This window comes from Nguyenibacter vanlangensis, from assembly GCF_038719015.1.
GTDB classification, from domain to species: Bacteria; Pseudomonadota; Alphaproteobacteria; order Acetobacterales; family Acetobacteraceae; genus Gluconacetobacter; species Gluconacetobacter vanlangensis.
In genome coordinates, this window is record NZ_CP152276.1 from 2,896,630 (window position 1) to 2,919,284 (window position 22,655).

Annotated in this window: 18 protein-coding genes; 3 read left to right on the forward strand and 15 right to left on the reverse strand. The window is 64.9% G+C overall.

Going from position 1 to position 22,655, the window contains the following annotated elements; genetic code table 11:
* Position 1: 1 nt before the first annotated feature.
* The 4 genes from AAC691_RS13500 to AAC691_RS13515 form a co-directional block, all read right to left on the reverse strand.
* A complete protein-coding gene (locus AAC691_RS13500) occupies positions 2-2,407 on the reverse strand; it encodes a TonB-dependent receptor domain-containing protein (protein WP_342627278.1) in 2,406 nt (801 codons plus the stop codon).
* A gap of 69 nt (positions 2,408-2,476) precedes the next feature.
* Complete coding sequence (locus tag AAC691_RS13505; RefSeq protein WP_342627279.1) at positions 2,477-3,157, reverse strand: AroM family protein; 681 nt, start codon at positions 3,155-3,157, stop codon at positions 2,477-2,479.
* Positions 3,158-3,265: 108 nt separating this feature from the next.
* Positions 3,266-4,948 carry an OPT family oligopeptide transporter gene (locus tag AAC691_RS13510; protein WP_342627280.1) on the reverse strand — a complete coding sequence of 561 codons (1,683 nt, stop codon included), beginning with the start codon at positions 4,946-4,948 and terminating at the stop codon, positions 3,266-3,268.
* Positions 4,949-5,254: 306 nt separating this feature from the next.
* On the reverse strand, positions 5,255-5,893 hold the full coding sequence (locus tag AAC691_RS13515) for a LysE family transporter (RefSeq protein ID WP_176641134.1): 639 nt from the start codon (positions 5,891-5,893) through the stop codon (positions 5,255-5,257).
* A 308-nt stretch (positions 5,894-6,201) separates the two neighbouring features.
* Here AAC691_RS13515 and AAC691_RS13520 point away from each other — a divergent pair, with 308 nt between their 5' ends.
* Both AAC691_RS13520 and AAC691_RS13525 read left to right on the forward strand, forming a co-directional pair.
* Complete coding sequence (locus AAC691_RS13520) at positions 6,202-6,831, forward strand: PadR family transcriptional regulator (protein WP_342627281.1); 630 nt, start codon at positions 6,202-6,204, stop codon at positions 6,829-6,831.
* 34 nt (positions 6,832-6,865) lie between these two features.
* Positions 6,866-7,669, forward strand: coding sequence for a siderophore-interacting protein (locus AAC691_RS13525; RefSeq protein ID WP_342627282.1), 804 nt, complete (start codon positions 6,866-6,868; stop codon positions 7,667-7,669).
* A gap of 216 nt (positions 7,670-7,885) precedes the next feature.
* Here AAC691_RS13525 and AAC691_RS13530 read toward each other — a convergent pair whose 3' ends face one another.
* Together AAC691_RS13530 and AAC691_RS13535 are read right to left on the reverse strand one after the other, a co-directional pair.
* Positions 7,886-8,167, reverse strand: a complete 282-nt coding sequence (locus tag AAC691_RS13530) for a DUF202 domain-containing protein (RefSeq protein WP_323989442.1) — start codon at positions 8,165-8,167, stop codon at positions 7,886-7,888.
* The gene (locus tag AAC691_RS13535; RefSeq protein ID WP_342627283.1) at positions 8,164-9,504 is read right to left on the reverse strand and encodes an FAD-dependent oxidoreductase; all 1,341 of its coding nucleotides are present in this window, start codon (positions 9,502-9,504) and stop codon (positions 8,164-8,166) included. Before AAC691_RS13535 ends, AAC691_RS13530 begins: the two co-directional genes overlap by 4 nt.
* Before the next feature lie 564 nt (positions 9,505-10,068).
* Between AAC691_RS13535 and AAC691_RS13540 the strand changes: the two genes are divergently transcribed.
* Positions 10,069-12,582 (forward strand): TonB-dependent receptor domain-containing protein, encoded by a 2,514-nt coding sequence (locus tag AAC691_RS13540; protein ID WP_408905998.1) that lies wholly within the window; start codon positions 10,069-10,071, stop codon positions 12,580-12,582.
* A 35-nt stretch (positions 12,583-12,617) separates the two neighbouring features.
* Here the strand turns inward: AAC691_RS13540 and AAC691_RS13545 are convergent, their stop codons facing one another.
* The 9 genes from AAC691_RS13545 to AAC691_RS13585 all read right to left on the reverse strand — a co-directional run bounded on the left by AAC691_RS13545 (position 12,618) and on the right by AAC691_RS13585 (position 22,532).
* Positions 12,618-14,087, reverse strand: coding sequence for a M81 family metallopeptidase (locus AAC691_RS13545; RefSeq protein WP_342627285.1), 1,470 nt, complete (start codon positions 14,085-14,087; stop codon positions 12,618-12,620).
* Entirely contained in the window at positions 14,084-15,496 is a 1,413-nt protein-coding gene (locus AAC691_RS13550) for an MFS transporter (RefSeq protein WP_342627286.1), read from the reverse strand. Before AAC691_RS13550 ends, AAC691_RS13545 begins: the two co-directional genes overlap by 4 nt.
* A gap of 88 nt (positions 15,497-15,584) precedes the next feature.
* Positions 15,585-16,568 (reverse strand): dipeptide epimerase, encoded by a 984-nt coding sequence (locus AAC691_RS13555; RefSeq protein WP_342627287.1) that lies wholly within the window; start codon positions 16,566-16,568, stop codon positions 15,585-15,587.
* Entirely contained in the window at positions 16,565-17,617 is a 1,053-nt protein-coding gene (locus AAC691_RS13560) for a DUF1611 domain-containing protein (protein ID WP_176639972.1), read from the reverse strand. The genes AAC691_RS13555 and AAC691_RS13560 overlap by 4 nt, the downstream gene beginning before the upstream one ends.
* A gap of 83 nt (positions 17,618-17,700) precedes the next feature.
* Positions 17,701-18,816: a helix-turn-helix domain-containing protein gene (locus AAC691_RS13565; protein WP_342627288.1), complete on the reverse strand. Its 1,116-nt coding sequence runs from the start codon at positions 18,814-18,816 to the stop codon at positions 17,701-17,703.
* A gap of 233 nt (positions 18,817-19,049) precedes the next feature.
* Entirely contained in the window at positions 19,050-19,418 is a 369-nt protein-coding gene (locus tag AAC691_RS13570; protein ID WP_342627289.1) for a hypothetical protein, read from the reverse strand.
* Between the two features lie 183 nt (positions 19,419-19,601).
* The gene (locus AAC691_RS13575; RefSeq protein WP_176639974.1) at positions 19,602-19,967 is read right to left on the reverse strand and encodes a hypothetical protein; all 366 of its coding nucleotides are present in this window, start codon (positions 19,965-19,967) and stop codon (positions 19,602-19,604) included.
* Positions 19,964-21,061, reverse strand: coding sequence for a LacI family DNA-binding transcriptional regulator (locus AAC691_RS13580; RefSeq protein WP_342627290.1), 1,098 nt, complete (start codon positions 21,059-21,061; stop codon positions 19,964-19,966). Before AAC691_RS13580 ends, AAC691_RS13575 begins: the two co-directional genes overlap by 4 nt.
* Before the next feature lie 211 nt (positions 21,062-21,272).
* The gene (locus AAC691_RS13585) at positions 21,273-22,532 is read right to left on the reverse strand and encodes an FAD/NAD(P)-binding oxidoreductase (protein ID WP_342627291.1); all 1,260 of its coding nucleotides are present in this window, start codon (positions 22,530-22,532) and stop codon (positions 21,273-21,275) included.
* Between the last annotated feature and the right edge of the window lie 123 nt (positions 22,533-22,655).

Below are 22,655 nucleotides of genomic sequence, written 5' to 3' on the forward strand. Positions count from 1 at the left end.
TCTACCAGGACATGCCGAAGCGCGCGCCGCAGAAGCGCGGCGGGGCCGGCACGGCAAAATATTCGACGATGCCGGTCGCGCGCGTGATATCGTAATGCCGGTTGGCGATATTCGAGGAATAGGCGCTGACATACCACCGGTGCGATCGCGGACGGAAGGTGATGCCGGCATTGGCGATGAAATAGGCTGGGATCTGCGTCTGGTCGGGGGCGTAGGCGCCGGTCGGCTTGTACGGATCGCTGTAGCTGTAATCGGCCTCGATATCGAGATCGTAGCGTTTCGAGAGGGGAATCGCATAATCGGCCATGCCGTTGAGCGTGACCTTGGGCGTGCCCTGGTCCTGGCCGTTCGCGCTCTGGTAGATCGGGCTCCAGATATTGGTGCGGGCGAATTGCGCCGTGGTCGCCGTCTGGTTGACGGTCTGCATGACGTCGAAATAGGCCCGCATATAGGCGAAGCGCTGCGACAGGGTCAGATGCGGGATGGGATGGGCCTCGAACTGCGTTTCGATCCCCCACATGTGGGAATCCGGCGCGTTCTGGTACAGGACCAGATAGCCTTTGGACGGATCGACATAGAATCCCTGAAAAACCTGGTCCTTGAAAAGATAATAGAAGAAATCGGCATTCAGGCGGTAGCGGTGGTCGCCGGTTTCGAACTTGGAGCCGAGTTCGAACGCCCACAGGGTCGGCGCCTTGTAGGGCTTGAGCTGCGTTGCCGATACCGTCGAATTGGCGGTGAAGCCGCCCGGCTGAAAGCCGCGCTTGACGCTGACATAGCCCAGCCAGTTCTGCTGGAGCTGGTAATGGAGCGTGACGCCGCCCGCGAACTGGGTACTGAGCAGGCCGCTGGTGGGAAACCGCGTCATGGTATTGCGCGGCGGGTTGAAATACCAGTTGCCGGATGTCAGGTCCTCCAGCCGGCGGCTGTCGGATTCATGCGTGATGCCGAAATCGATGCCGAAGCGGCCGGTCACCCGGTAGGACGCGTGGGCGTAGGCGTTCAGCGTGTTCATGGTCTGGATATAGCGCGTCTGTCCGATATAGCCGCGTCCGGGCATGTCGATATAGTCGTAATTGAAGTTCTCGTTGGTGATGTTGCGATTATAGTAGAGTCCGGCCCCCCAGTCGAGCCGCGCGGGGCGGCTGGCCGCGATGCCGACCTGCTGCGTGAAGGTGCTGGTATTGTCGTTCTGGTAGGTTTCCTGGAGCCCGAGATTGGTCGAATCCCAGTCCATATATTCATGACGGTACAAGGCATTGTAGGCGCTGAGGCTGGAGATCCTGACCGGCCCGATCACGCGCGACATGTTGAGATCCACCCCCCAGGCGGTATTGTCGCGGAAGGGTTTGACGTCCTTGCCGGGCAGGCCGATGAAATTTGCCCAGGTCTGGGACGCGCCCCAGCCCGTGCGGTTGACGTCCCGCCCGACCACGAACAGCGAGGCATAGGCGGGGGATTCCAGACCGACGATGTAATCGCCGACATTCTGCGAATTATCCTGACTCCAGCGGCCCGTGAGGCCGACATGCGTGTTTTCGTCCGGATCCCAGAACAGTTTCGCGCGCAGGGCCCCCATGTCGGCGTTGCCTAGGGTACTGCCGTTATAGCGACTGAACGTATAGCCGCCGCCCTGCTGCGTCATGCCGGCGAGGCGGAATGTCAGGCCGCGTGCGAGCGGACCGGACACATAGAGCGCGGTACGGTCGTGCCAGTAGCTGGCGATTTCCTCGTCGAAGCCGGCGTGAAAGCTACTGGTCGGATCGGCGGTGCGGATTGAGACATTGCCGCCGACCGAGGTCTGGCCATAGTCCCAGCCCTGCGGCCCGGGGGTGACGGAAATGCCGTCGAGATCGAAGAATTGCGCGCCGGTCATGACGGTGGAGGGGAACGCCACGCCGTCGACATAGGTCATGACCATCGGCGTGTTATTGCCGGTGAAATCCATCAATCCCACGCCGCGCAGGCGGAAATTGGTGTTGGAGCCGCCTGTCGAACTCTGGATCTGCAGGCCCGGGGCGACTTTCCCGAGGTCGCTGACCGTATGCACGTTGCGGGTGATCAGCTCGTCCGGGGAGAGATAGACCGCGGCGGCCGGCCTGTGCTGTTCTTTTTCGAAATTGAGGGGGCGCCGCTCGCCCTGGACGGCGAGTTCTTCCGCCTTGGGGGCGGGGCGGGGCGGGTGCGATGTCGGGGCGGCCATCGTCCGCGCAGTTGTTGTCCGCGCGGACGGCACGGAAGCGGGTGGCGATTTCGTTTTGCGCGCCGGACGATGTGCCGGGGCCGCCATGCCGGCGCGCGATGCCAGCACCGGGATACAGGTGCTGCCGATGAAGAGAAGCAGCCCGAGATGGCCCAAGCGGACGAGGACGGGGACGGGGCCGGAGCGTGACGGGAGGTGAAACATGCGAAGCATCCTGTGCCGTGCCGGACCAGCATTCCGGGGGATAAGAAAAAGGCGGACGGGAGGCGTGGGCTATTGCGCGATCAGGTCGATCGCCGCGGCGATGACGCGGCGGGGGATCAGGACCGGACATCCGTACCGGCGATGCAGGGCCGCGCGCATCGGCTCGTCGAACCCCACGCAATGCATGACGATCAGATCGGCCCCGGTCAGGGCGGCATCCAGGCGCCGGTATCGTTCGGGGTCCTGGCTTGCCGGGACGTAGGGGGAAACCCAGCTTCTGATCGTCTCGACGCCGTCATAGGGCGCATGCATGGCGGCCTGTGCGGCATTGGGCACGACCAGCGCGACCGTCCTGAGTCCGGACAGCAGGCCCGTGGCCAGACGATCCATCAGGCGCTGGGGTTCGATGAGCGGCGTACGGAGGGCGAGCGCGTGCAATTCCGGGAAGTTTCCGGTACACAGGGGAACGATCAGGTCGAATTCCTGCCGGTCGATGCGATGGATGAGTGCGATGAGGCTTCGGGTCGCAAGCGCCTTGTCCAGATGCACCTCGCGACCGCAACGAAGGCGCGACACCAGCATCGGCGCGGTGTCGGCCGGTGCCATCGCGGCGATCCCGGCATCGTCCAGAGCATCGAGAACGCCGAACCCTGTGGCGACGACATCCGCGTGCACGAGGTCCAGGATGGCGGGGACGAGGTCGTCGCGCGGGGTCTGGCCGATGGTCACGAAGGCGATTTTCGTTGGCATGCGACCTCATGTTCGTATCGATATTGCAACTTGCAATATCATCGCCTTTGCCGCACGCGCCGCGCCATAAGGGGGACTACGTACCCCTGGCCAGGGGGCGAGGCCGGTTCACTGCCTGTGGATCCGGATATTCGCCTTCATGGACGAGAAGAACGAGAACAGCGCATCGCCGGCAATGACGCCTCCGGCGAAGATTTCCATCGGCGAGCGGCCGGATTCTCCGCGGCAGGCCAGCCAGACGGCGCGGGCCGCCAGACCGGCCAGGACGGCCCATCCGGCCTTGAGATTGACGATCAGCAGGCCGGTGGCCAGCAGGACGCCCATCTGGCGGCGCTGGCCGCCGAGCATCTGCAGGATGGCCCCGGGGATCGCCCAGAACGCCAGGGTCCAGGCGACCGATCCATGCGCGCTGCCGCGAATGGCCGCGGCATAGACGCGATCGGGTGGCGGAAACAGGTCGTGCGTAAAATAGCCGCGCCAACTGAAGGCGACGACGCATGTTGCGATCACGAAAGCGGCGAAGGCCGTGTAAAGCTGCTGACGGCGGCCATCCTGTTCGAAGGCGGGATTGGCGCCGCCGCCGCGCAGCAGGAATCCGGCCTTGAGATCGTAGCCCATATCGGCGAATGCCGGACCGGTGGCGCTGGTCAGGCCCGCGAGCAGGGCCAGCGCCGGCATGGGGAACCCGCACAGGCTGCCGATCAGGAGGGTGATCAGCGCGATCGCGAAGGCGGGAAACCACCCCGAATGCATGGCCGCCAGCCCGACGATCAATTCATGCAGGAATGCCGCGAAGGCGGCATAAGCGACGAAGGCGACCAGCATGCGCGGCGTGAGGCCGTAGGCGACGCCGCTGAGGAGGGCCACCAGGCCGGCGATGCCGAGGAAGCCCCCGCCCCCCAAAGCCAGGGCGCCGACGATGCGGCCGTCCCGGCCGCGTTTCACGTCTGGTCCGTGCCGCATCAATGTCGATCCGACCTGGATCAATGCGACCAGGCCCGCGCCGACCATGACGCCATGGGGCACCAGCGCGGGGTCGAGATGGGCGGCGGGACGCAGGGCCGCGGCGCTGGCGCCGAGACGATCGGCGATTCCCTGACCGCGCACCAGCAATCCGATGCCGAACATCGACAATGCCCAGGCATTGCCGATCAGGGCCGTGCCGAACGCGGCCATGGGAACGCCGCACAGGCCGCCCGCCACGCCGAGGGCGAGTCCGCCCGCCATCACCGCCGCCTTTGCGCCGCCGCGGTCGCCGGCCTGGATCGCCTCGGCCGCCGCGACGCCGGCGGGCCAGGCGCCATCGGCGGGAAAGACGCGCGTGCCGAACAGGCGATAGAGCAGGAAGGCATCGAGAAAGGTCGCAAGCGTGACCCCGGCGAACAGCGGGAATACAAGGCTGGGCATGCCCAGGAGAAACGGAATGCCGATCGGCAGCAGCATGGCGTTCGCGGCGCCGAAGCATGCGGCGGACACCGCGCTCTGGGCCAGGTTCTGGACATGCACCGACCGATAGCGGCGGAACCCCGGCAGGCGCAGCCGCCCCAGCGTCATGGCCACCAGCGCGCCGATCAGGCCGGTATTGGGCGTGACGCCGAGCGTGACCAGAAGCTGGAGCCCCACGACCGCCCCGCCGATCGACAGGACGAGGATCATCAGCAGGATCGCCGGTTCCTGGATACGCGGATGGGTCGGCGTATCGGGTGCGTCGGCAGCGGGGCCGCGGTCGGTCATGTCGCGGCAGGAGGCGCGCGGCGCGCCGGGCGCGGGCTGCGGGTCATGGGCCGGCACCCTGTCTGCCGTCGGGTACCGGGATCAGGGCACCCCGACGGGACCCATGGCGAAGATGGATTCGATATCATGACGATCGCCAATAGAGAAAATAACCGGCGGCGAAACGCAACCTCTGGCGTGGCCATAAGGGTTCGTACGTATCACCGTTAACCGTATTGGCGACCGAATTCGGATTCTATTGATGAATGAATGGTTTCCAAAGGCATCGCCTTTGGTGGGGTCCGGGGCGAAGCCCCGGAAAGGAGACCGCGGAACGGCCAGCCAGTCCACCCATTGCTGGACAAGGCGTGCGCCCCCGAACGATCAGCCCGCGCGTTCTGTCGCCAGGCGGGCGCCGATCCCCATGAAGGTCATTCCCGCCACCCGGTCGATCCAGTGGCGCGCCCGGGAAAACGGCCCTGCGAAACGGCGCAGGCTGAGCATCAGCGCCACGACCGAAAACCATCCCGCCGCGATGGCCCACATGGCCGCCACGCAGGTCAGGCCGAGTCCGACCGGAACATGCTGTGGCAACGCGGCGGCAAACAGGCTTGAAACGAAGACGGGCGCCTTGGGATTGGCCAGGTTGGTCAGCAGCCCCATGCGAAACGCCCGGACATCGCGCCGATCCAGATCGGCCGGCGCGGGGGCGGGGGATTGCGGTTGCCAGCTTGCCCTGTACAGCCGCACGCCGACGACGAACAGATACAGTCCGCCGCCGATCTTCAGGGCCCTGTACAGCCAGGGCGACGCCACGAACAGCGCGTGGATGCCGAAGAAACCCGCCAGTCCCCAGAGGGCGACACCCAGCGCGATCCCGAAGGCCGCGCGCAGCGCCGCCGCACGCCCCCGCATCATCGCCAGCCGCGTCACCAGCAGGAAATCCAGCCCCGGAACGACCATGGCCACCAGCCACAGCGCCGAGACCGCGCCGATGATGGAAAGATCCTGCACCAAGGTCATGGTTCGTCACGTCCTTCTGAAACACGCCGCACGGGACTGCAACTGTGCGCCGCACGCCGCGTCGCGGCAAGCCCTTCCCTTGAAGAGTCCTTTCTTTCAGGGCAACGGCGCTGTTCAGCTTCAGCGTCGTTGCCTCTTTACCACCGCAGGATTTCTTTTGATGCCGTGGCGGATAAGGATACTGCGATTGCCTGCCACGCGGATCACGGGCGGGTGGGCGCTCCGCGCCGCCGCCACCCGGCCGGATATCGCGGCAGGCCCCCGAAATAGGTCTTGTGTTATATCTTACGATATGTCTATCGTAGGACATGATCGGACATCACCCCCCCCATCATCGCTTTCACGACATCCTTCATGCCATCGGCCGCCGCCATGGTCGTCGCGGGTTCGGCCGCGGCTTTCCCGGTGGGTTCGGCCAGGGATTCGGCGGCGGCGATTTCCCAGCCGGACGCAAGCTGAGCGCGGAGGATCTCCAGCTCGTGCTGCTGGCCCTGCTCGCCGAGCAGTCCGCTCATGGCTATGAACTGATCCGCCGGATCGAGGAGCGCTCGGGCGGATTCTATGCGCCCAGTCCCGGCATGGTCTATCCGGCCCTGACCTTCCTTGAGGAAATCGGTCATGCCGGCGTCACGCAGGACGGCAACCGCAAACTGTACAGCCTGACGGATGCGGGCAGGGCCCATCTGGACACGCACCGTGGCCGGGCGGAAACCATCCTGGACGCGCTGGCGCGCATCGGCGGCCGCATGGCCGAGGTCCGTGAAGCCTTCGCCGGCGTCGACGCCGCCGACCCCCAGGCCGCGGACGAACTGCATCAGGCGCGCTATGCGCTCAAGCACGCGCTGATCCGCAAGCGCGACTGCTCTCCGGCCGAAGCCCGCCGCATCGCCCGGATCCTCGACCGCGCCACCGCCGAGATTCTCGGCAAGTCCGACTGATCCCGGACGGGACCCTGTCTGAATCGAGGATGGAATGAAATACTCCGACCGCGCGCCGCTGCGCCCCGTCCGGGTGGCGCGCACCGACGCCCTTACCCCGCGCATGCGCCGCATCACCCTGGCCGGCGATGCACTGGAGGGGTTCGCGACCGCCGCCGCGGGCGATCATGTCACGTTGTTCTTTCCGCATCCCGATGGGCGGGGCTGGCATGAGCCGCCCGCGATCGGCCCGGACGGCCATCCGGTCATGCCCGGCGGACAGGCGCCGATCGGCCGGGACTACACGCCGCGCCGCTTCGACCCCGCGACCCGGGAACTGACGATCGATTTCGTCCTGCATGGCGACGGCCCGGCATCGCGCTGGGCCGCCCGGGCCCGGCCGGGACAATGGCTGTGCGTGGGGCTGTGCGTGGGCGGACGACGCCCGGGCGGGGTGGGCAGCGGCCGGGTTCCCGATGATTACGCGGCCTATCTGCTGATCGGCGACGAAACCGCCCTGCCGTCCATTGCCCGATATCTGGAGGACATGCCGCCCGGCGTGCCCGTCCAGGCGCTGATCGAAATCGCCGACGCGCGGGAGGAACGCCGCCTGCCCACGGCGTCCGATGCCGCCATCACCTGGCTGCATCGCGACGGCACCCCGGCGGGCCTTTCGACCCGGCTGGACCAGGCGCTGCGCCACCTTACCCTGCCCTCGACCGATATCCATGCCTGGATCGGCGCGGAACGCGACGTGGCCCGCCGGCTGGAAGCCTACCTGCGCACCGAAGAAGCCATCCCCCGGCACCAGATCCGCGCCGCCGGCTATTGGCGGCGCGGCATCCCGGCCGGCGGATAGGGCCTCGACACGACCGAAACTCCTTCGCCGTCAGTTGGGGGGCTTGGGTCAATGGGCGACAGAATTTTGTAAATACTTTTTGAAAAATAATATCGACGAGTTTAAGATCTACTTTTGAAAATAGAAAATATCTCGATATTACAAGAAAAATATCCACACATCAGCCTCGAAAATTGTCCACTCTCACCATAATTTCTTTCAGATGTTGTTCGAGCGTTATGACACGATCGCCCGCACCAGTGCGGCCAATACGGCACAGCCCAGCGCCGTCAGCACTATCGTCAGGGCGCGCTCCATCGCCGGGCCCGCGCTCCGTAGTTCGGCCTCAGCCGAGATGGCGTCGCGCGTAACGCGAAACCGGCGACAGGCCGCCACCAGCCTGAGGAACAGATCGAATTTCGTCAGCACACCGCCAAAAGCAAGGATCGCGAGCGCGGTGCGCATCCACGCCAGAAACGTGCGTTCATTGGCTGCGTGACCGGTATAGCGCGAGATCATGGCGCGTTTCCATTCACAAGCATCTCCGCAACCTCTTTCGCCTGGCAACGAATTTCTGGAATCGCGATCGACTCCAGCAGGACGCCCTGCCGTGCTGGCCCCACGACGAACAGATCGTCAGCAATCTTGCCCGCATGGTCGATCAACGCGCCGTCCGGCGTGCAGGACAGGCCTGCGCCCCCGAAACCCGGCATGATCTCGCCCTGTTCGAACAGATCGTGCAGAAGCGGCGCATCGACACGTTTGTATTTCAGGCTCGGACCGGTGCAATTGATGACATGTGCCGCACGAAGGCTGAACGCTTCTTCACCCGCCACAGCCGTAATCGTCAGGCCATCGTTATCGGGCGCGATCGCGGTGACCCGGCCGTCCAGAACGCGCAACGATCCGGCGCGACGCTCCTGATCCAGGATGTCGGCGATATGCGCCGCCATACGGTGCCGCACGACTTCCCAGCGCCGCAGCAGATGCCGCTGAAAGCGGATTTTTTCCACGTCCGGCAACATAAGCCAGAGCGCATTGGTGACGGAGCGCATGCTGTCCACAGCCGCCCGCCAGTCCGCGCCGCGCTTCAGCGCCCCATGGAACGCGCGCAGATAGGCGCGCGCGGTGGGCTCTACACCGCCAGGCGTAAAGACCGGCGCAGGCAGAGGCGTGTAGTCAGCATGACGTTCAGGGAACAACCCGCGTCGCGACAGCGCCGTCACCCGGCCACGATGACCGTTTTCCCGCAGGCGCAACAGCACGTCGACCGTGGTCAGACCTGTCCCGATCACCGCCACCTCGTCATAAACGGCGATCCCGGCAAAAACCCGCTCGGCCCAGGCGTTGTGGCGATAACGCCCCGTCACGTCGAGTTCCGGCGGGATTCCAGGCAGGCGCGCCGGATCGAAATGCCCGCAGCCAAGCACCACCCTGCCCGCGTGGATCTTCCGCCCGTCGGCGAGCGTGATCTCGAACCCGCGGTCCAGCCTGCGACAAGCCACGGCCGCCTGTCGTTCGTGTTCCGGCGCTGCGATGGAATAGAGATTGCGCAGGTAAAGGCCATAGATCGCACGCGGCACGAACTCCCCCGGCGCAACGGAACCGGGCGCGTTGTCATGCAACCACCTCAGGAAATGGTCTGGATCGTCTGGATCGGCGCTCATGCCCTTCGCCGCCACATTCAGCAGATTCTGGAGTGACGGCGTTGAATAGGCCAACCCGAACCCCGGCCGTTCGGAAGGATCGATCACGGTGCAGGTTACGCCATGACGTACGGCCAGGTTCCACGCCGTCAGCGCGCCGCTCGCCCCCCCACCGATGATGACGATGTCGCGTATGTCTGTCTTGGTCATAGTGCCCATGTTCCTGCGACGTTGTTGCGCGCAGAATGATCCGCAGCGATCATGCGATCCAGAAGATTGTATCGATCGGATCGTTCATATAAAATGAACGATTTGGCGCATTTACCCCCGCGTACTCCGGCATCCGCGTCAGAAGCGTGGGGGGAGCTCTAACTTAAATTTGGCCACCACCTGACGGCGGGCCGCCAACGTCCAGCCAGGATGCCGGCGGGAATGACCTCGCTTTCGGCCTTGTCCCGAACGGTCCATCTTATGGCCGAAAAATTCAATCGCCATTTCCCGCGCCGTGAAATCCTTTCGCAATCGCTCGGAGCCTGGCCGGAACGTGGGCTGAGGGGCGAGAGTGCCGCGCGGCGGCATGTTCGGCGTCTGTTTTCGCGTATCGGATCGCCGCCGGCGGACCGTTCCCGGGAACGATGTTTGCGGAGTTTCATTCGTATCGCACATTAACAGCTCTGGTATCGTTCAGGCTTAATATTTCATATTCGGAATATTCTATTATCGACACCATCGCGACATTGCCGAAATGTCGTGTTCACCGGCAGAGAGGACAAAATGAACGATCACCCTGTTTTCATTCGCCACCGTTCTCGAACATCGTTTCTTTGTTTCGGTACGGCCATCGCCGGGTGCTTGTTCGCCGTGTCCTCGCCCCTTGGCGCGTCCGCGGAGACGACGGAAACGACGCAGCACCCCATGGTTCGAAAAGCCGACATGGCCAGGACGGCCTCCGCGCCGCGCGCGACGGTGGCGCGCGGCGGGAATGCCGCCGCCCCCAAGGTGGGCGAGACGCTTCAGGTCAGCGGGGAGCGCGTGCGCAGCGCCGGGGCGGCGGTCGCGGTGACGCGCGCCGTCATGGACCGGTTCGTCGCCGGTACCAATCCGATGCAGATTCTCGCCTTGACGACGCCGGGGGCCAATTTCACCTCCGACGACGCCTTCGGCCTCGATACCTATGCCAACACATTTTATGTGCGCGGCTATAACCAGATGCAACTGGGCGCGACGCTGGACGGCATCCCTCTGGGCACCCAGGGATTCGTCAATACCAACGGCGTGTCGATTACCCAGGCCATCATCCAGGACGACCTGTCCGGCATGACGATGTCGCAGGGTGCTGGTGCGCTGGATATTTTTTCGGCGCAGACCCTTGGCGGGGCCATGACCTATGTCAGCTCCGATCCCAGGGATAAGGCGGGGGGCAAGGTCAGCCAGACATTCGGAAGCTTCGACGCCTATCGAACGTACGGCCGCGTCGATAGCGGCATCCTCAATCGCTCCGGAACGAAATTCTATGCGTCATTCGCGCGGACGACGTCCAATCTGTGGAAAGGAGCGGGGTATCAGAGCGAATTGCAGGCCGACGCGAAAATCGTGCAGCCCGTCGGCCCGCGCGGACAGGTCACGGCGTTCTTCGGCTATGGAAATTTCACCCAGGCCAATTACCTGACCGTTACGAAAAACATGTGGCGCCGGGAAGGACGCGATACCACCTACCTGAAGCCCGACTACGAAAAGGCCAAGCTCTGGGCGTATTATGCCCAGTACACGGCCGACGTCCCGCCCGGCTATCAGGGCGTTCTGTCCAACGACGAGATCGGCGATTATGCCTGGGACGGCGAGCAGATCCAGCGCACCTATCTGTCGTCGATCGCCGGGCATTTCGATCTATCCGACATGCTGCATTCGGATACGCTCGCCTACGGCAACGTCAACAGCGGCGTTTATGGCGGCACGAATAATTTCCTGACCTCGCCGAGCTATGGTCCTGTCACGCTTCTTCCGAACGGGACCGTGACCGGCGTGCCGATGGCCCTGCAGATGTCCCATGCGGGCATGCGGAGGATCGGTTTTACGCAGAAATTCACCATCGAGGCTCCGCGCAACAACCATATCGACACCGGGCTCTGGTACGAAAACAACGCCTATACCTATGACCAGCGTCTTTATGAAGACTATCCGAACGCGGCGCATAATTCGCTCTCGGATTTCAAGGCCAGCCAGGCTCATACATGGTTCGAGGACAGCTTCAATACCAACAGTTTTCAGTTTTTCCTGCAGGATCGCTGGACCATCATCCCCGGCATGACCCTGCTGGGCGGTTTCAAGTCGCTGATCCAGACGACGCATGGCGGAACCAAGCGGGACTTCACGCAGGCCTTGGACCAAGCGGGCTGGGATACCTATTATCGTCATGCGGCGAACGGTTCGCTGACCGCCGCTGCCGCCTTCCTGCCGCATTTCGAATTCGACTATCATTTCCTTCAGCATCACGAAGTCTACTGGGATATCGCCGAAAACATGCGGGCCTATGATTATTCGTCCCAACAGGTCAGCGGCCAGGCCTGGGGCGGACTGGGAAAGAACGCGCCCGGCGCGACGGCGCAGGATGTGTTCGACGCGAGCAGGTCGACGCTGCGCCCCGAGACGACGTGGAATTATGTCGTCGGGTACAGGTATAATTCCAATCTCTTTTCAGGATCGGTCGATTTCTATCATACCGACTACTACAACAGGCTTGCCGCCATCACGGAAGGCAGTTCGAACAACGCGAACAGCGCCTTCATGAACGTGGGACGCGAATCCATGAACGGTGTGGATGTGCTCGGCACCATTCGTCCGTTCAAGGGGCTGGAGATCACCAACAGCTTTAGCTGGAACGACGCCACCTATCTGAGTCGCGCGATCAATTATGGCGGCACGAATTATGACCTTGCGGGAAAGCACCAGGTTTATTATCCGAAGTTCATGTACAAGGCGAATTTGAACTACACCTGGCGCCGTGCGATGTTCAATTTCAACGTGAATTATGTCGGTGCCCGCCCGATGACATACCTGAACGACGAATATATCCCCGCCTATTGGCTGGCGAACCTGAATCTGGGCTATGATTTCGGAACCATCGGCTTCGCGCATCACTTACGTGCGACTCTCGGGATCACCAATCTGTTCGACGCGAATTATATCGGCGGCGTCTATGGGGCCGCTTCGGTGTCCGGGGATGACAACGCCAATCTGTTCATCGCCGCGCCGCGCGAAGCCTTCGGCACGATTGCTGCAGAATTCTGAGGACGGAGGCCAGGGACGGGCCGTGCGCCCGTCCTTCAGGACGCGCCCGTGCCCAGGGGATCGGCAAGCCTGGGCCAGTAATCGGGCGACCGGCGGGTATAGGGAATATCGCCGTACCGCACCGACGTCGTGCCGGGCGTGGCGACGTGGATGATGTCCCCGGCCACGGGCGCGAAGAGAGCGGCGAAATGGTTGAGGGATTTGACCACGACGGCTCTTTGCGTTCCAAGATCGAGCCCCAGCGCCGTCATGCAGACCGGATCGAAGACCTGCGTCCGCAGGTCGTTGACGATCAGGTTGAGTCCATGCGCCTCGAGCCATACGGCGTTGCCCATCGGGAGTTCGACCGACCCGAAGCGTTGCCTCATCGCGGTGCCGATGGCCCTGACGCGGGCGCCCGCGAGATCGACGGGGTACCCCGATTGCGGGCCGCACTTGCCGCCCAGGCGCATGTCGAGACGTGCCCCGACGCCGGCCGCCATGCAGATCTCGACCACGACCGGGTCCCAGAACATCGCGAAGGCGATATTTTCCAGGCCCCGCGCCAGGGCGGCATGCACCATGAACGTCGCATCGCCCGCGGCCCCGCCGCCGGGATTGTCGCCCGTGTCCGCGAGTACGAGGGGGGACCTGCCGCCGGGATGGGCCGCAATCCGCTCCATCGCGGCCTCGAGATCGAGAAAGCGGGGCGTGACCTGGTTGCGCAGCGCATAGAATCGGCGCCCGAAATGCTCCGCCGTCGCGCGGGCGACCGTCCGGCTCTTATCCGCGATCACCAGCATCTTCGCTCCGACATCGGGGACGTCGGCGTGGGCAAAGCCATGCGCGAGCGAAACGGACAGCACGCCCGGCGTGTCGCGCTCGGCCGCGCGCATGGCGTCCACGAACCCGCGCATCGGTTGATTCTGCGTCGGGTACGAGGCGATCATCCGGCAGTCCCAGGTCGCCATGACCGGCCGTGCCGTGCCCCGCAGGGTCCTGATGCCGATCGCGAACAGGTCCGCCGCGGTGTCGTCGATGTCGGTATGGGGATATTCCTTGTAGAGTACCAGGGCATCGGCGGCCCCGACCATGCGATCGGTAAGATGGCAGTGCGGATCGAGCGTTGCGCCGAGAAACGTATCCGGGCCGGCCAGTGTTCTTGCGCGTTCGAGAAGATCGCCCTCCACGTCGTCATAGCCGTGCGCCAGGGCCGCGCCGTGCAGCGCGAGCAGGATCATCGCCGGGCGCGCCCGCGCGATGCCGTCGAGCAGACGGTCGCGCAGGTCCTCATAGACCGCGCGCGGGATGAAGCCCCCCGGTTCGGCGACCGCGCACAGGCCTTCATGCACCATGAGCCCTTGCGCCCCGGCCATCCGGCGCCAGACCGCGAGTTGCGCGGAGCAACTGTTCAAGGGACGCGACGTGCCGTCCCCGAACGCAAGGGCGAACTGGGCGCGGCCGGTCGGAAGAGGCGAGAAACTGTTCGTTTCCGTGTCCATGCCGCCGATGAAGAGAGTTTTCATGAGCACCTCGCCGGGGATGCGCTCGCCGGGGACGCGTCGGACACTATCCGCCCGTCGGCGACGGTGCAGGCGCGTGCGGCCAGCCGGAACAGGCCCATGCCCATCAGGGCGGCGGGAAGGGCGACCGTCGTGATCGACGCGGCCAATCCCGAGGGGCCGAGATAGACATGGTCGGCCAGCATGGCGGTCGCGGTGGTGCCGAAGCTGAGGCCGACGCTCATGTTGAAGACGGATATCAGGGCGAGTGCGACCCCCCGGGCCGCGTCGGGCGCCAGTTCCTGCACGGCGGTGATGCCGATCGCGCCGGCCGCGTTGGACATGACGATCCAGAGCATGAACAGGCCGATGGCCCAACCGGCGGCCGGCGCGAACAGGATTGCCGCGCCGGGGGCCGCCAGCCCTGCCGCGACGATGGCGATCGGAAGGCGCGATACGGCGCCGCCGCGCGCCGCGCGCCGGTCGCTCAGCAGGCCCGCCGAAACCGTGCCGATCATGGCGCCGGCGATGGCGGCGGTGCCGAGATCCGCCCCGATCTGCCCGGGCGTCATGCCGAACTGCCGCGCAAGCAGGGTCGGGAACCAGTTCTGGAGGGAGAAATCGCCGACCGACAGCATCGCCATGGCGCCATAGAGCGGCACGAGGCGGCGGCGCCGCGCCATCAGCAGGCGCGCGGCCTCTCCGGCTGCCACCTTGGCCGCCACCTTGGCCGCATCCGCCGGCGCGCGCCGTGGCGGCTCCTGGATCGCCATCAGCAGGCAGGCCACGACGATGCCGGGGCAGCCCAGGATCATGAGCGTGACGCGCCATGCGGGCAGGCCGCCGATCAGCGGCAGCGCGGCGAAGGCGCGGGAACCGGCGAGCGAGAGGATCGCCCCGCCGAGGGCTATGGCGAGGCCGCCGCCCACGACCTGACCCATCAGGAAGAGGCTGGTCGCCGTGCCGCGCTGTCTGGCCGAGAAATAATCCGCGATCATGGCGGTCGCGGCGGGAGCCAGCGCCGCCTCGCCGATGCCGACGACGCTCCGCGCGGCGAACAGTTCGGCGAAGGAGTGCGCGAATCCGCAGCAGATCGTGGCCACGCTCCACAGGAGCACGCCGCCGACCAGCACGTGCCGGCGCGGCAGGATATCCGCCATGCGCCCCAGCGGCAGCCCTGCCGCGGCGTAGATCAGGGCGAAGGCGACGCCCTGGAGCAGGCTGACCTGCGTGTCGGACAGCCGCATCGCCATGCGCAGCGGATCGACCAGCAGGCTGAGGATCTGTCTGTCCGTGTAGGACAGGATGGCGGCGACGCAGAACGCGAAGAGCGCGTACCAGGCCGAGAGCGGCGCCGATGCCGCTGGCGCCTCTTGCCCGAAGGGGCTGGGCGCCGGCCGCGGGGCGATAGGGGCGCGCTGCATGTCGTTCATTGGTGTCTCATCGGGCGTGTCTCATCGGGGCGTCCGAGGTCCTCCGGGCCGTGGCGGCTTGGGCTTCGCAGCGATGGATCGCGGGGTTTTATCCCCATAATTCGGGGATCAGGGGGTGCGCCACGCAACCGTTCGCATAGGCGAAGCCCGGCCGGATATCGTCCGCCTGCAGCAGGGGCCCGTCCAGATCGACGAAATCGCAGAGCTGGGCGAGGACCATGGCGGGCGCCATGGACAGGGACGATCCGCCCATGCAGCCGACCATCAGGCCGAACCCTTCCGCCCTGGCCTGCCGCGCGAGGGCCAGGCCCGCCGTCAGGCCACCGGATTTGTCGAGCTTGATGTTGATCGCCTGGAAGCGGGCCCGTGCCTTCGGCAGGTCGGCGGCCTGGTCGATCAATTCGTCCGCGCAGAGCGGCACCGGGGACACCCAGCCATCCAGTCCGGCTTCGTCGCCGACCGCGATGGGCTGTTCGATCAGCACCGTCCCCAGATCCGCCAGCCGCGGGGCCAGGTCCCGTAGCTGAGCGACGGACCAGCTCTGATTGGGATCGACGATCAGCCGGGCGGCCGGCGCGCCCGCCCGCACGGCCTTCAGGGCCGCCAGGGGGTTTTCGGCGCCGACTTTCACCTTCAGCAGCGGCCAGGATGCCAGCCGTGCCGCGGCTTCGCGATAGGCGGCCAGAGGGCGAATCCCGATCGTCCGCGCGGAAAGAACGGGCCGGGCGGCGACGCCGGCGAGGGCGAACGCCGTGGTACCGCCGCGTTTGGCCTCGAGATCCCAGAGCGCCGCGTCGACGGCCTGGCGCGCGGCGCCGGCCGGCATCGCGCCCAGCAGTCCCATGCGATCCAGCCCCGCCGCCAGGGCCGGGCGCGCCTGCCGTACCCCGGCCGCCATCGCCGCCACGGTCTCGCCACGGTAATAGACGGGGCAGGCTTCGCCGCGTCCCATATATCCGGCTGCGTCGCGCAGGGTGACGCGCAGGGTCGGCTGGACCGTCTGCGTGCCGCGCGAGACGGTGAAGGGTTCCGCCAGGCGCCAATCGACCGTCTCGACGGTGATGTCCCTCATGCCAGCAACCGGTCGACCACCGCCTCCAGCCCGAAGCGCAGCGGGTCGCACACCGGCAGGCCGAGCGGCGCCAGGGCCTGCGCGGCCTGCACGGCGTCGGCCTCGGCCATTCCGCCCGTATTCAGGCTGATCCCGACGAAGCGGGCCCGGGGATTGGTGCGGCGGGCGAGAGGCAGGTAGGCCGCCATCGCCTCTTCGACGCCGGGTACGGGATAGTCCGGATACCAGTTCGTCGTCCTGCGGCGCGGGTCATGGCAGAGGATCAGCGCGTCCGGCTGGCTGCCATGGAGCAGGCCGAGCGTCACGCCCGCATAGGCGGGATGAAAGAGCGCGCCCTGGCCTTCGATCACGTCCCAATGCCCGGGGGGCGCAGCGGGGCTGAGGGATTCCGCCGCGCCGGCGATGAAATCCGCCACCACCGCGTCGATGGCGACGCCCTCGCCGGCGATCATGATCCCCGTCTGGCCCGTCGCGCGAAAATCGGCGTCGATGCCGCGTCCACGCAGGGCGCGGGTCACGGCGAGCGCCGTATATTTCTTGCCCAGCGCGCAGTCGGTGCCGACCGTCAGAACGCGCTTCCCCGCGCGCTTGCGGCCCGTGGCCACGGTGAACGCCCGGTCCGCATGGCGCACATCGTGCAAGACGCGCCCCAGGCGACGCGCCGCCGCGCCGATCACCGGATGGTCGGACAGACGCTGGTGCAGGCCGCTGACGATATCGAGCCCGGCCTCGAGAGCGTCGAGCAGATGGGGAATCCAGCCATCGGGCAGGGCGCCGCCGACAGGAGACACGCCGATCAGAAGGCTGCGCGCACCGGCGGCGCGGGCTTCGCCGGGACGCATCGCGGGCAGTCCGAGGGTAACGATGGTGCCGGTGCGCCATTCCGCCAGGCAATCCGCACCCGCCCATTCATGGACGCCGATGCCCGTCTTGGCCTCGGCCGCGCCGGCCGCGTCGCCCAGAAAGACCAGGTAAGGCTTGGCAATGGACCGAGGACCCGAGGCGGTCGGGGCGCTGTTCCCATGCAAGGCCGGACGATGAGGGGTCATGGCGTTCTCTGGACTCTGAAACGGTGGCCGGAATTGGCCGATGGCTTCAGCATTTCATGCGGCGGGACCCGGCTATTGAACGTTCAGGCCATAACCTTGTCTGATCTGGCCCTGGCCTCGCGTACGGCGCCCGGTGTCGTATCGAATTCCTGGCGGAACGTACGGATGAAGTGCGCGCAGTCCGAAAATCCCAGCCGAAGGGCGATCTCCGTGACGCTTTCGCTGGAGTTCTGAAGGAGCCAGCGTCCGTAGCGCAGGCGCGTCGTCCGGATGAACGCGCCAGGCGATTGGCCGAATTCCTCGGCGAACAGCCGGGAGAGCTGGCGGCGGCTTACATGGACCTGATCCGCCAGCCATTGCGGAGAAATGGGCCGGACCAGCGATTGCTCGATCAGCAGGACCGCCCGGCGCAGGCGCGGATCGGCGACCCGTGTGTAGCCGAGCGCCTGCGTCACCGTCAGCGGCGTGGCATCCGCCCGGTTGGCGACCGACATCTGGTGGATCGTCTTGGTCGCGCGATCGGGCCCGCAATGGCGACGGATCAGTTCGCTGGCCAGGCTGATGATCGAAATCCCTCCGGCGCAGGTCAGGACGTCACCGTCGTCGATATAGTCGAGATTCGCTTCCGCGCGGACATGGGGAAAAGACTCGCGGAATTCCTCCAGATGATAAGCGTGCAGGCAGGCCCGCCGCCCATCGAGCAGCCCTTCCTCCGCCAGGATGAAACTGCCTGTGCAGATGCCGATGACCGGCACGCCGGCTTCTGCCGCGCGCCGCAGATAGGCGCGCGCGCCCTCGGGCGCCGAGGACAGGCTCCGCAGCAGGCCGCCGATCACCGCCACGTAATCGAAATCGGCCGGGTCCTGATAGGAACGGTCGGGGCGAACCGTGACGCCGGCGCTGGAACGGACCGATAAACTCGGATCATGGGCCATGATCGTCCAGTCGCAACGGCGCCTCTGGCTGTTGTCGCCGAAGTCCGCGGCATGACGCAGCGCCTCGACGAGACCGGCCAGCGACATCAGGGGAAACTCGGGCCAGAGCACGACACCGATCTTGAGATCGGGGCGGAGGATGGGTCGCGCGTCCAGCCCGTCGATGTCATCGACGAGCTTACGCCCGTGCGAGCGATCGGCACTGCCCGCGGGTTTTCGCCCGGGATGTCGGTTCGCTGCTTTCATCGGGTGGTCGCGGTCCATCTGCGTTCCATTCCGTTACGGACGCAATATTAAGTGCCCGTGGCCGTTCTGAACAGCGGCGGGATCGCCCCGTGCGGGACGCCCGGGATTCCGGCGGCCCGGCATTGCCGGATCGGGGGTGGCGCGATTGCGGCTGGGCATGGCGTGACGCGGTGGCGCGGCCTGGAAACCTGCCTGTGCATCGGAGAAGCCATGCATTATCACCAGCCCCGAAACCGTTCCAGCCGGCCTCGTTAATTGCCCACGTGAACCATAATTTCTTTCAGTTTTCGTTCCAAATTTTCCACAAAATATACCTTCAAATCAAACTTACCTATGTTTGTTAGATATTTATGTGATTTATATTCTCCTGTACCTGATATATAATTCAGAAGCGTGTGAAAAATAATCGCAGCCTCTTTTTTATTTAGATTAATTTCGATATTTTCACTCATACACGATGAATATATGTTGTCCATTTTCTTTATGACGTCCAGAACCTCTCCTGTCTGATAGCCAGTGATCGTTTCGAACTCCCTGCTTGCCCCCAGGATGAGGACGGAAATAAGCAAAGCAGCACGGATCGAAAGGAATGCATCGGTTGGGAGTTCTAATTTATTCATATTACTGACCAATTTTGAAGTTTTTTACAAAATGCCCATATCCGTCGTCCGGGCAGAACGCCGTTCTAAAATCGTTAATCGTCGGATTTATAATCGTAACGACTCCATTTTGCTTACCGTGCCGACCCAGCGTCGTCGATCCGAGCGCCGGATGCGCAGAGGTGGCCCCCGTCTGTTCCTTTATTATCCTAATGGCTCGATTCGTGTCCCTTCTATCAATTCTGCGAAACCACTAAGCTGGATAAAATAAAGATAAAATTCTCCACCATCATCCAGTGATTCCATCGTATTTTTTTCAGGCCAATCTTTTAAAATTTTGTCGACAACATCATCTGGAGATTTTCCGCTGAATATTGGAGTATTATTGATTTCATCAAATTCTACGATTTTCCCCCTCTTGAATCCATAAACAAGAAAATCATGAAATCGTCTCTTTTTTTCCATGGAACTTATATGTTCTTTATTTATGCCGGATCTAAAAAAAAGAGATCTTGCGGAGGCGCCGCCGAACCCCTCCAAAGCGTTGTCCCATAATAGATTCTCGCTCATCTGAATTGCGGGTGGGCCAGGGAGGTTCGCTGGACCAGTTCGGTTGCCAGGGTCGTGGATCGGCCGGTGGTGTCGAACAGCGTCCGCAGGGCCGCAGCGCCTTTTTCGGTGAAGGGTTGGCGGATCGTCGTCAGCCCGGTCGCGGCGGCTTGTGGGATGTCGTCGAAGCCGGTGACGGAGAGGTCGTGGGGGATGCGCAGTTTCCGGCGCGCCGCGTCCGCCATGACGCCGAGGGCCAGGCGGTCGCTCATGGCCAGGATGGCGGTCGGGCGGGTCTTCTTGCGCGCGAGCATGTCGCGGGCGGCCTGTTCGCCGTTATGCTCGGTGTTTTCCCAGCTTTCCCAGACGGGGATGGTATCGGGGCCAATCCCGGCCTCGTCGAATGCCGCGTAGAAGCCGCGCAGGCGCTGGGCGGCGGTGCTTTCGCCGATGGTGGCGCGGCGTTCCGGGTCCATGAACCCGCTATAGCCGTCGCGGCGGGTGCGGAGCGAGACGATGCCGACACTGCGGTGGCCGGCCCGGACGACGTGGCGCGCCATGTCGCGCGCGGCGGCGAAATCGTCGATCCTCACGACGGGGATATCGGTCCGCCTGGGCTGGTCGATGATGACCAGCGGCACCTGGCGGCGCGACGCGGCCGTCACGACGTCGTCATAGCCCGACAGGGCATAGAGAATGAGGCCGTCGACCGCCGCCGAGGCCAGGACGTCCATCACCGGCTGTCTGGGGGCGGCCGGGCCGGCCTTGGCGCGCACCGGCAGCAGCATCAGGCTGATGCCCTTGCGTTCGCATTCCGTGGCGACGCCCCGGAGCAGGGCCAGGACGGCGGAATCGGAAAACGCATAGGGCATGTCTTCGCTGAAGACGAAGGCGACCGTGCCGGTGCGGCCGATGCTGAGATGGCGCGCCAGCGGGTCCGGGCCGGGATAGCCCAGATCTTCCGCGATGCGGAGGACGCGCCGGCGCAGGTCGCCGGACAATTGGTCGGGGCGCGCATAGGCGTTGGAGACCGTGGCCGTCGAGACGCCGGCGGCGCGGGCGACGTCCTTGAGCGTCAGGCGGCCCGATGAGCGTGAGCGTGAGCGTCCTGGCATGGAGGGTCTGGGTCGGCCCGTTTTGGAGGAGGGAGGGATTCTTCTTCTTTCGTCTTCCGAAAAAGAAGCAAAAAGACTTTTATTCGGTAGGGGACTTCGTGCGCACCGGCAAAAAATCCCCAAACGTCCAAAAGTTTTTTGGTTCTTTTTTTCAAAAAAGAACGGATGGTTTGCGCAAGCGGAGGCAACAGGCGCCTCCCCTTCCACCGGGTCAGGCGGCGGTTTCGAGCGGTTTGTGGGGGATGCTGACGTCGCGGCCGGTCAGCATCATGTTCCAGTAGAGGTTCGGGAACACCGTGGTCTTGAGGAACCAGGCGAAGCGGCTGGGCTTGCGCTGGTCGTAGCCGAAGCTGGGGGCCGGGACGCCGCCATAGAGGAATTCGGCCAGGATCACCCGGCCGTACGAGACGGTCAGCGGGCAGGCACCGTAGCCGTCATACCGGCTGTCCAGCGGCCGTCCGTCGAGCGAGGCCAGCAGGTTGGCGACCACCACGGGGGCCTGGGCCCGCGCGGCGGCGGCGGTCTTGGCGTTGGCGGTGCCGATGACGTCGCCCAGGCCGAAGATGGTGTCGTAGTGCGTGTGGCGCAGGGTCGCGGGGTCGACATCCAGCCAGCCGCCGCCATTGGCGAGGGGGCTGGACTTGACGAAGTCCGGCGCGCTTTGCGGCGGGGTGACGTGCAGCATGTCGAAGCTGCGGGTGATTTTGGTCGTCGTGCCGTCGGGGGCGGTCACGGCAAAGGTGGCCAGGCGCGCGGGCCCGTCGACGGCCACCAGGTCGTGCTTGTACCGCAGGTCGATGCCGTAGTAATCGACCATGTCCTGCAAGGCGGGGACGAAATATTTCACGCCGAACAGCGCGTCGCCCGCCAGGCAGAATTCGACCTTCATGCGCGGCAGGACGCCTTCCTTGCGCCAGTGGTCGGCGGCGAGATAGGCGATCTTCTGCGGGGCGCCGGCGCATTTGATCGGCATGGGGGGCTGGGTGAACAGGGCGGTGCCGCCCTTGAGCGACTGGATGCAGGCCCAGGTATATTCGACCGTGTCGCGCGAATAATTGCTGCATACGCCGTTGCGGCCCAGCGTGTCCTGCAGCCCTTCGATCTTGTGCCAGTCCAGTTGCAGGCCGGGGCAGACCACCAGCCGGCGATACCCGATGCGCCGTCCGTCGGCGAGGGTGACGCTATGCGCGTCGGGCGAGAAGGAGGCCACGGCGGCGCGCAGCCAGCGCACGCCCTTGGGGATCAGCCCGCCTTCCTGGCGCAGCGTGTCGCGCAGCCGCATCACGCCGGCGCCGACCAGGGTCCAGCCGGGCTGGTAGGCGTGGATGGTCGCGGGATCGATGATCGCGACCGACATGTTGGGCCGCGCGCGCCGCAGGCGGGCCGCGACGGTGATGCCCGCCGCGCCGCCGCCGACGATGACCACGGTGAAGCGGTCGCTTTCCGGGATGTCCGGCTGTGTCGGAACCATGGGACATACTCCTGTTGCCTGATGTCCGTATGGTCCGATCCTAACACCAATCCCGGTCAGGGCGAGGGGGTGAGCGCCCGTGCGGGTGCCGACGCGGATGCCAAGGCGGGCTTTGCGCCGGCG

Bases quoted from the DNA above. Each gene is read 5' to 3' on its own strand.
- AAC691_RS13500 (WP_342627278.1), bottom strand. From the start codon at position 2,407: ATGTTTCACCTCCCGTCACGCTCCGGCCCCGTCCCCGTCCTCGTCCGC.
- AAC691_RS13505 (WP_342627279.1), bottom strand. From the start codon at position 3,157: ATGCCAACGAAAATCGCCTTCGTGACCATCGGCCAGACCCCGCGCGAC.
- AAC691_RS13515 (WP_176641134.1), bottom strand. From the start codon at position 5,893: ATGACCTTGGTGCAGGATCTTTCCATCATCGGCGCGGTCTCGGCGCTG.
- AAC691_RS13520 (WP_342627281.1), top strand. From the start codon at position 6,202: ATGATCGGACATCACCCCCCCCATCATCGCTTTCACGACATCCTTCAT.
- AAC691_RS13525 (WP_342627282.1), top strand. From the start codon at position 6,866: ATGAAATACTCCGACCGCGCGCCGCTGCGCCCCGTCCGGGTGGCGCGC.
- AAC691_RS13530 (WP_323989442.1), bottom strand. From the start codon at position 8,167: ATGATCTCGCGCTATACCGGTCACGCAGCCAATGAACGCACGTTTCTG.
- AAC691_RS13535 (WP_342627283.1), bottom strand. From the start codon at position 9,504: ATGACCAAGACAGACATACGCGACATCGTCATCATCGGTGGGGGGGCG.
- AAC691_RS13540 (WP_408905998.1), top strand. From the start codon at position 10,069: ATGAACGATCACCCTGTTTTCATTCGCCACCGTTCTCGAACATCGTTT.
- AAC691_RS13545 (WP_342627285.1), bottom strand. From the start codon at position 14,087: ATGAAAACTCTCTTCATCGGCGGCATGGACACGGAAACGAACAGTTTC.
- AAC691_RS13550 (WP_342627286.1), bottom strand. From the start codon at position 15,496: ATGAACGACATGCAGCGCGCCCCTATCGCCCCGCGGCCGGCGCCCAGC.
- AAC691_RS13555 (WP_342627287.1), bottom strand. From the start codon at position 16,568: ATGAGGGACATCACCGTCGAGACGGTCGATTGGCGCCTGGCGGAACCC.
- AAC691_RS13560 (WP_176639972.1), bottom strand. From the start codon at position 17,617: ATGACCCCTCATCGTCCGGCCTTGCATGGGAACAGCGCCCCGACCGCC.
- AAC691_RS13565 (WP_342627288.1), bottom strand. From the start codon at position 18,816: ATGGACCGCGACCACCCGATGAAAGCAGCGAACCGACATCCCGGGCGA.
- AAC691_RS13570 (WP_342627289.1), bottom strand. From the start codon at position 19,418: ATGAATAAATTAGAACTCCCAACCGATGCATTCCTTTCGATCCGTGCT.
- AAC691_RS13575 (WP_176639974.1), bottom strand. From the start codon at position 19,967: ATGAGCGAGAATCTATTATGGGACAACGCTTTGGAGGGGTTCGGCGGC.
- AAC691_RS13580 (WP_342627290.1), bottom strand. From the start codon at position 21,061: ATGCCAGGACGCTCACGCTCACGCTCATCGGGCCGCCTGACGCTCAAG.
- AAC691_RS13585 (WP_342627291.1), bottom strand. From the start codon at position 22,532: ATGGTTCCGACACAGCCGGACATCCCGGAAAGCGACCGCTTCACCGTG.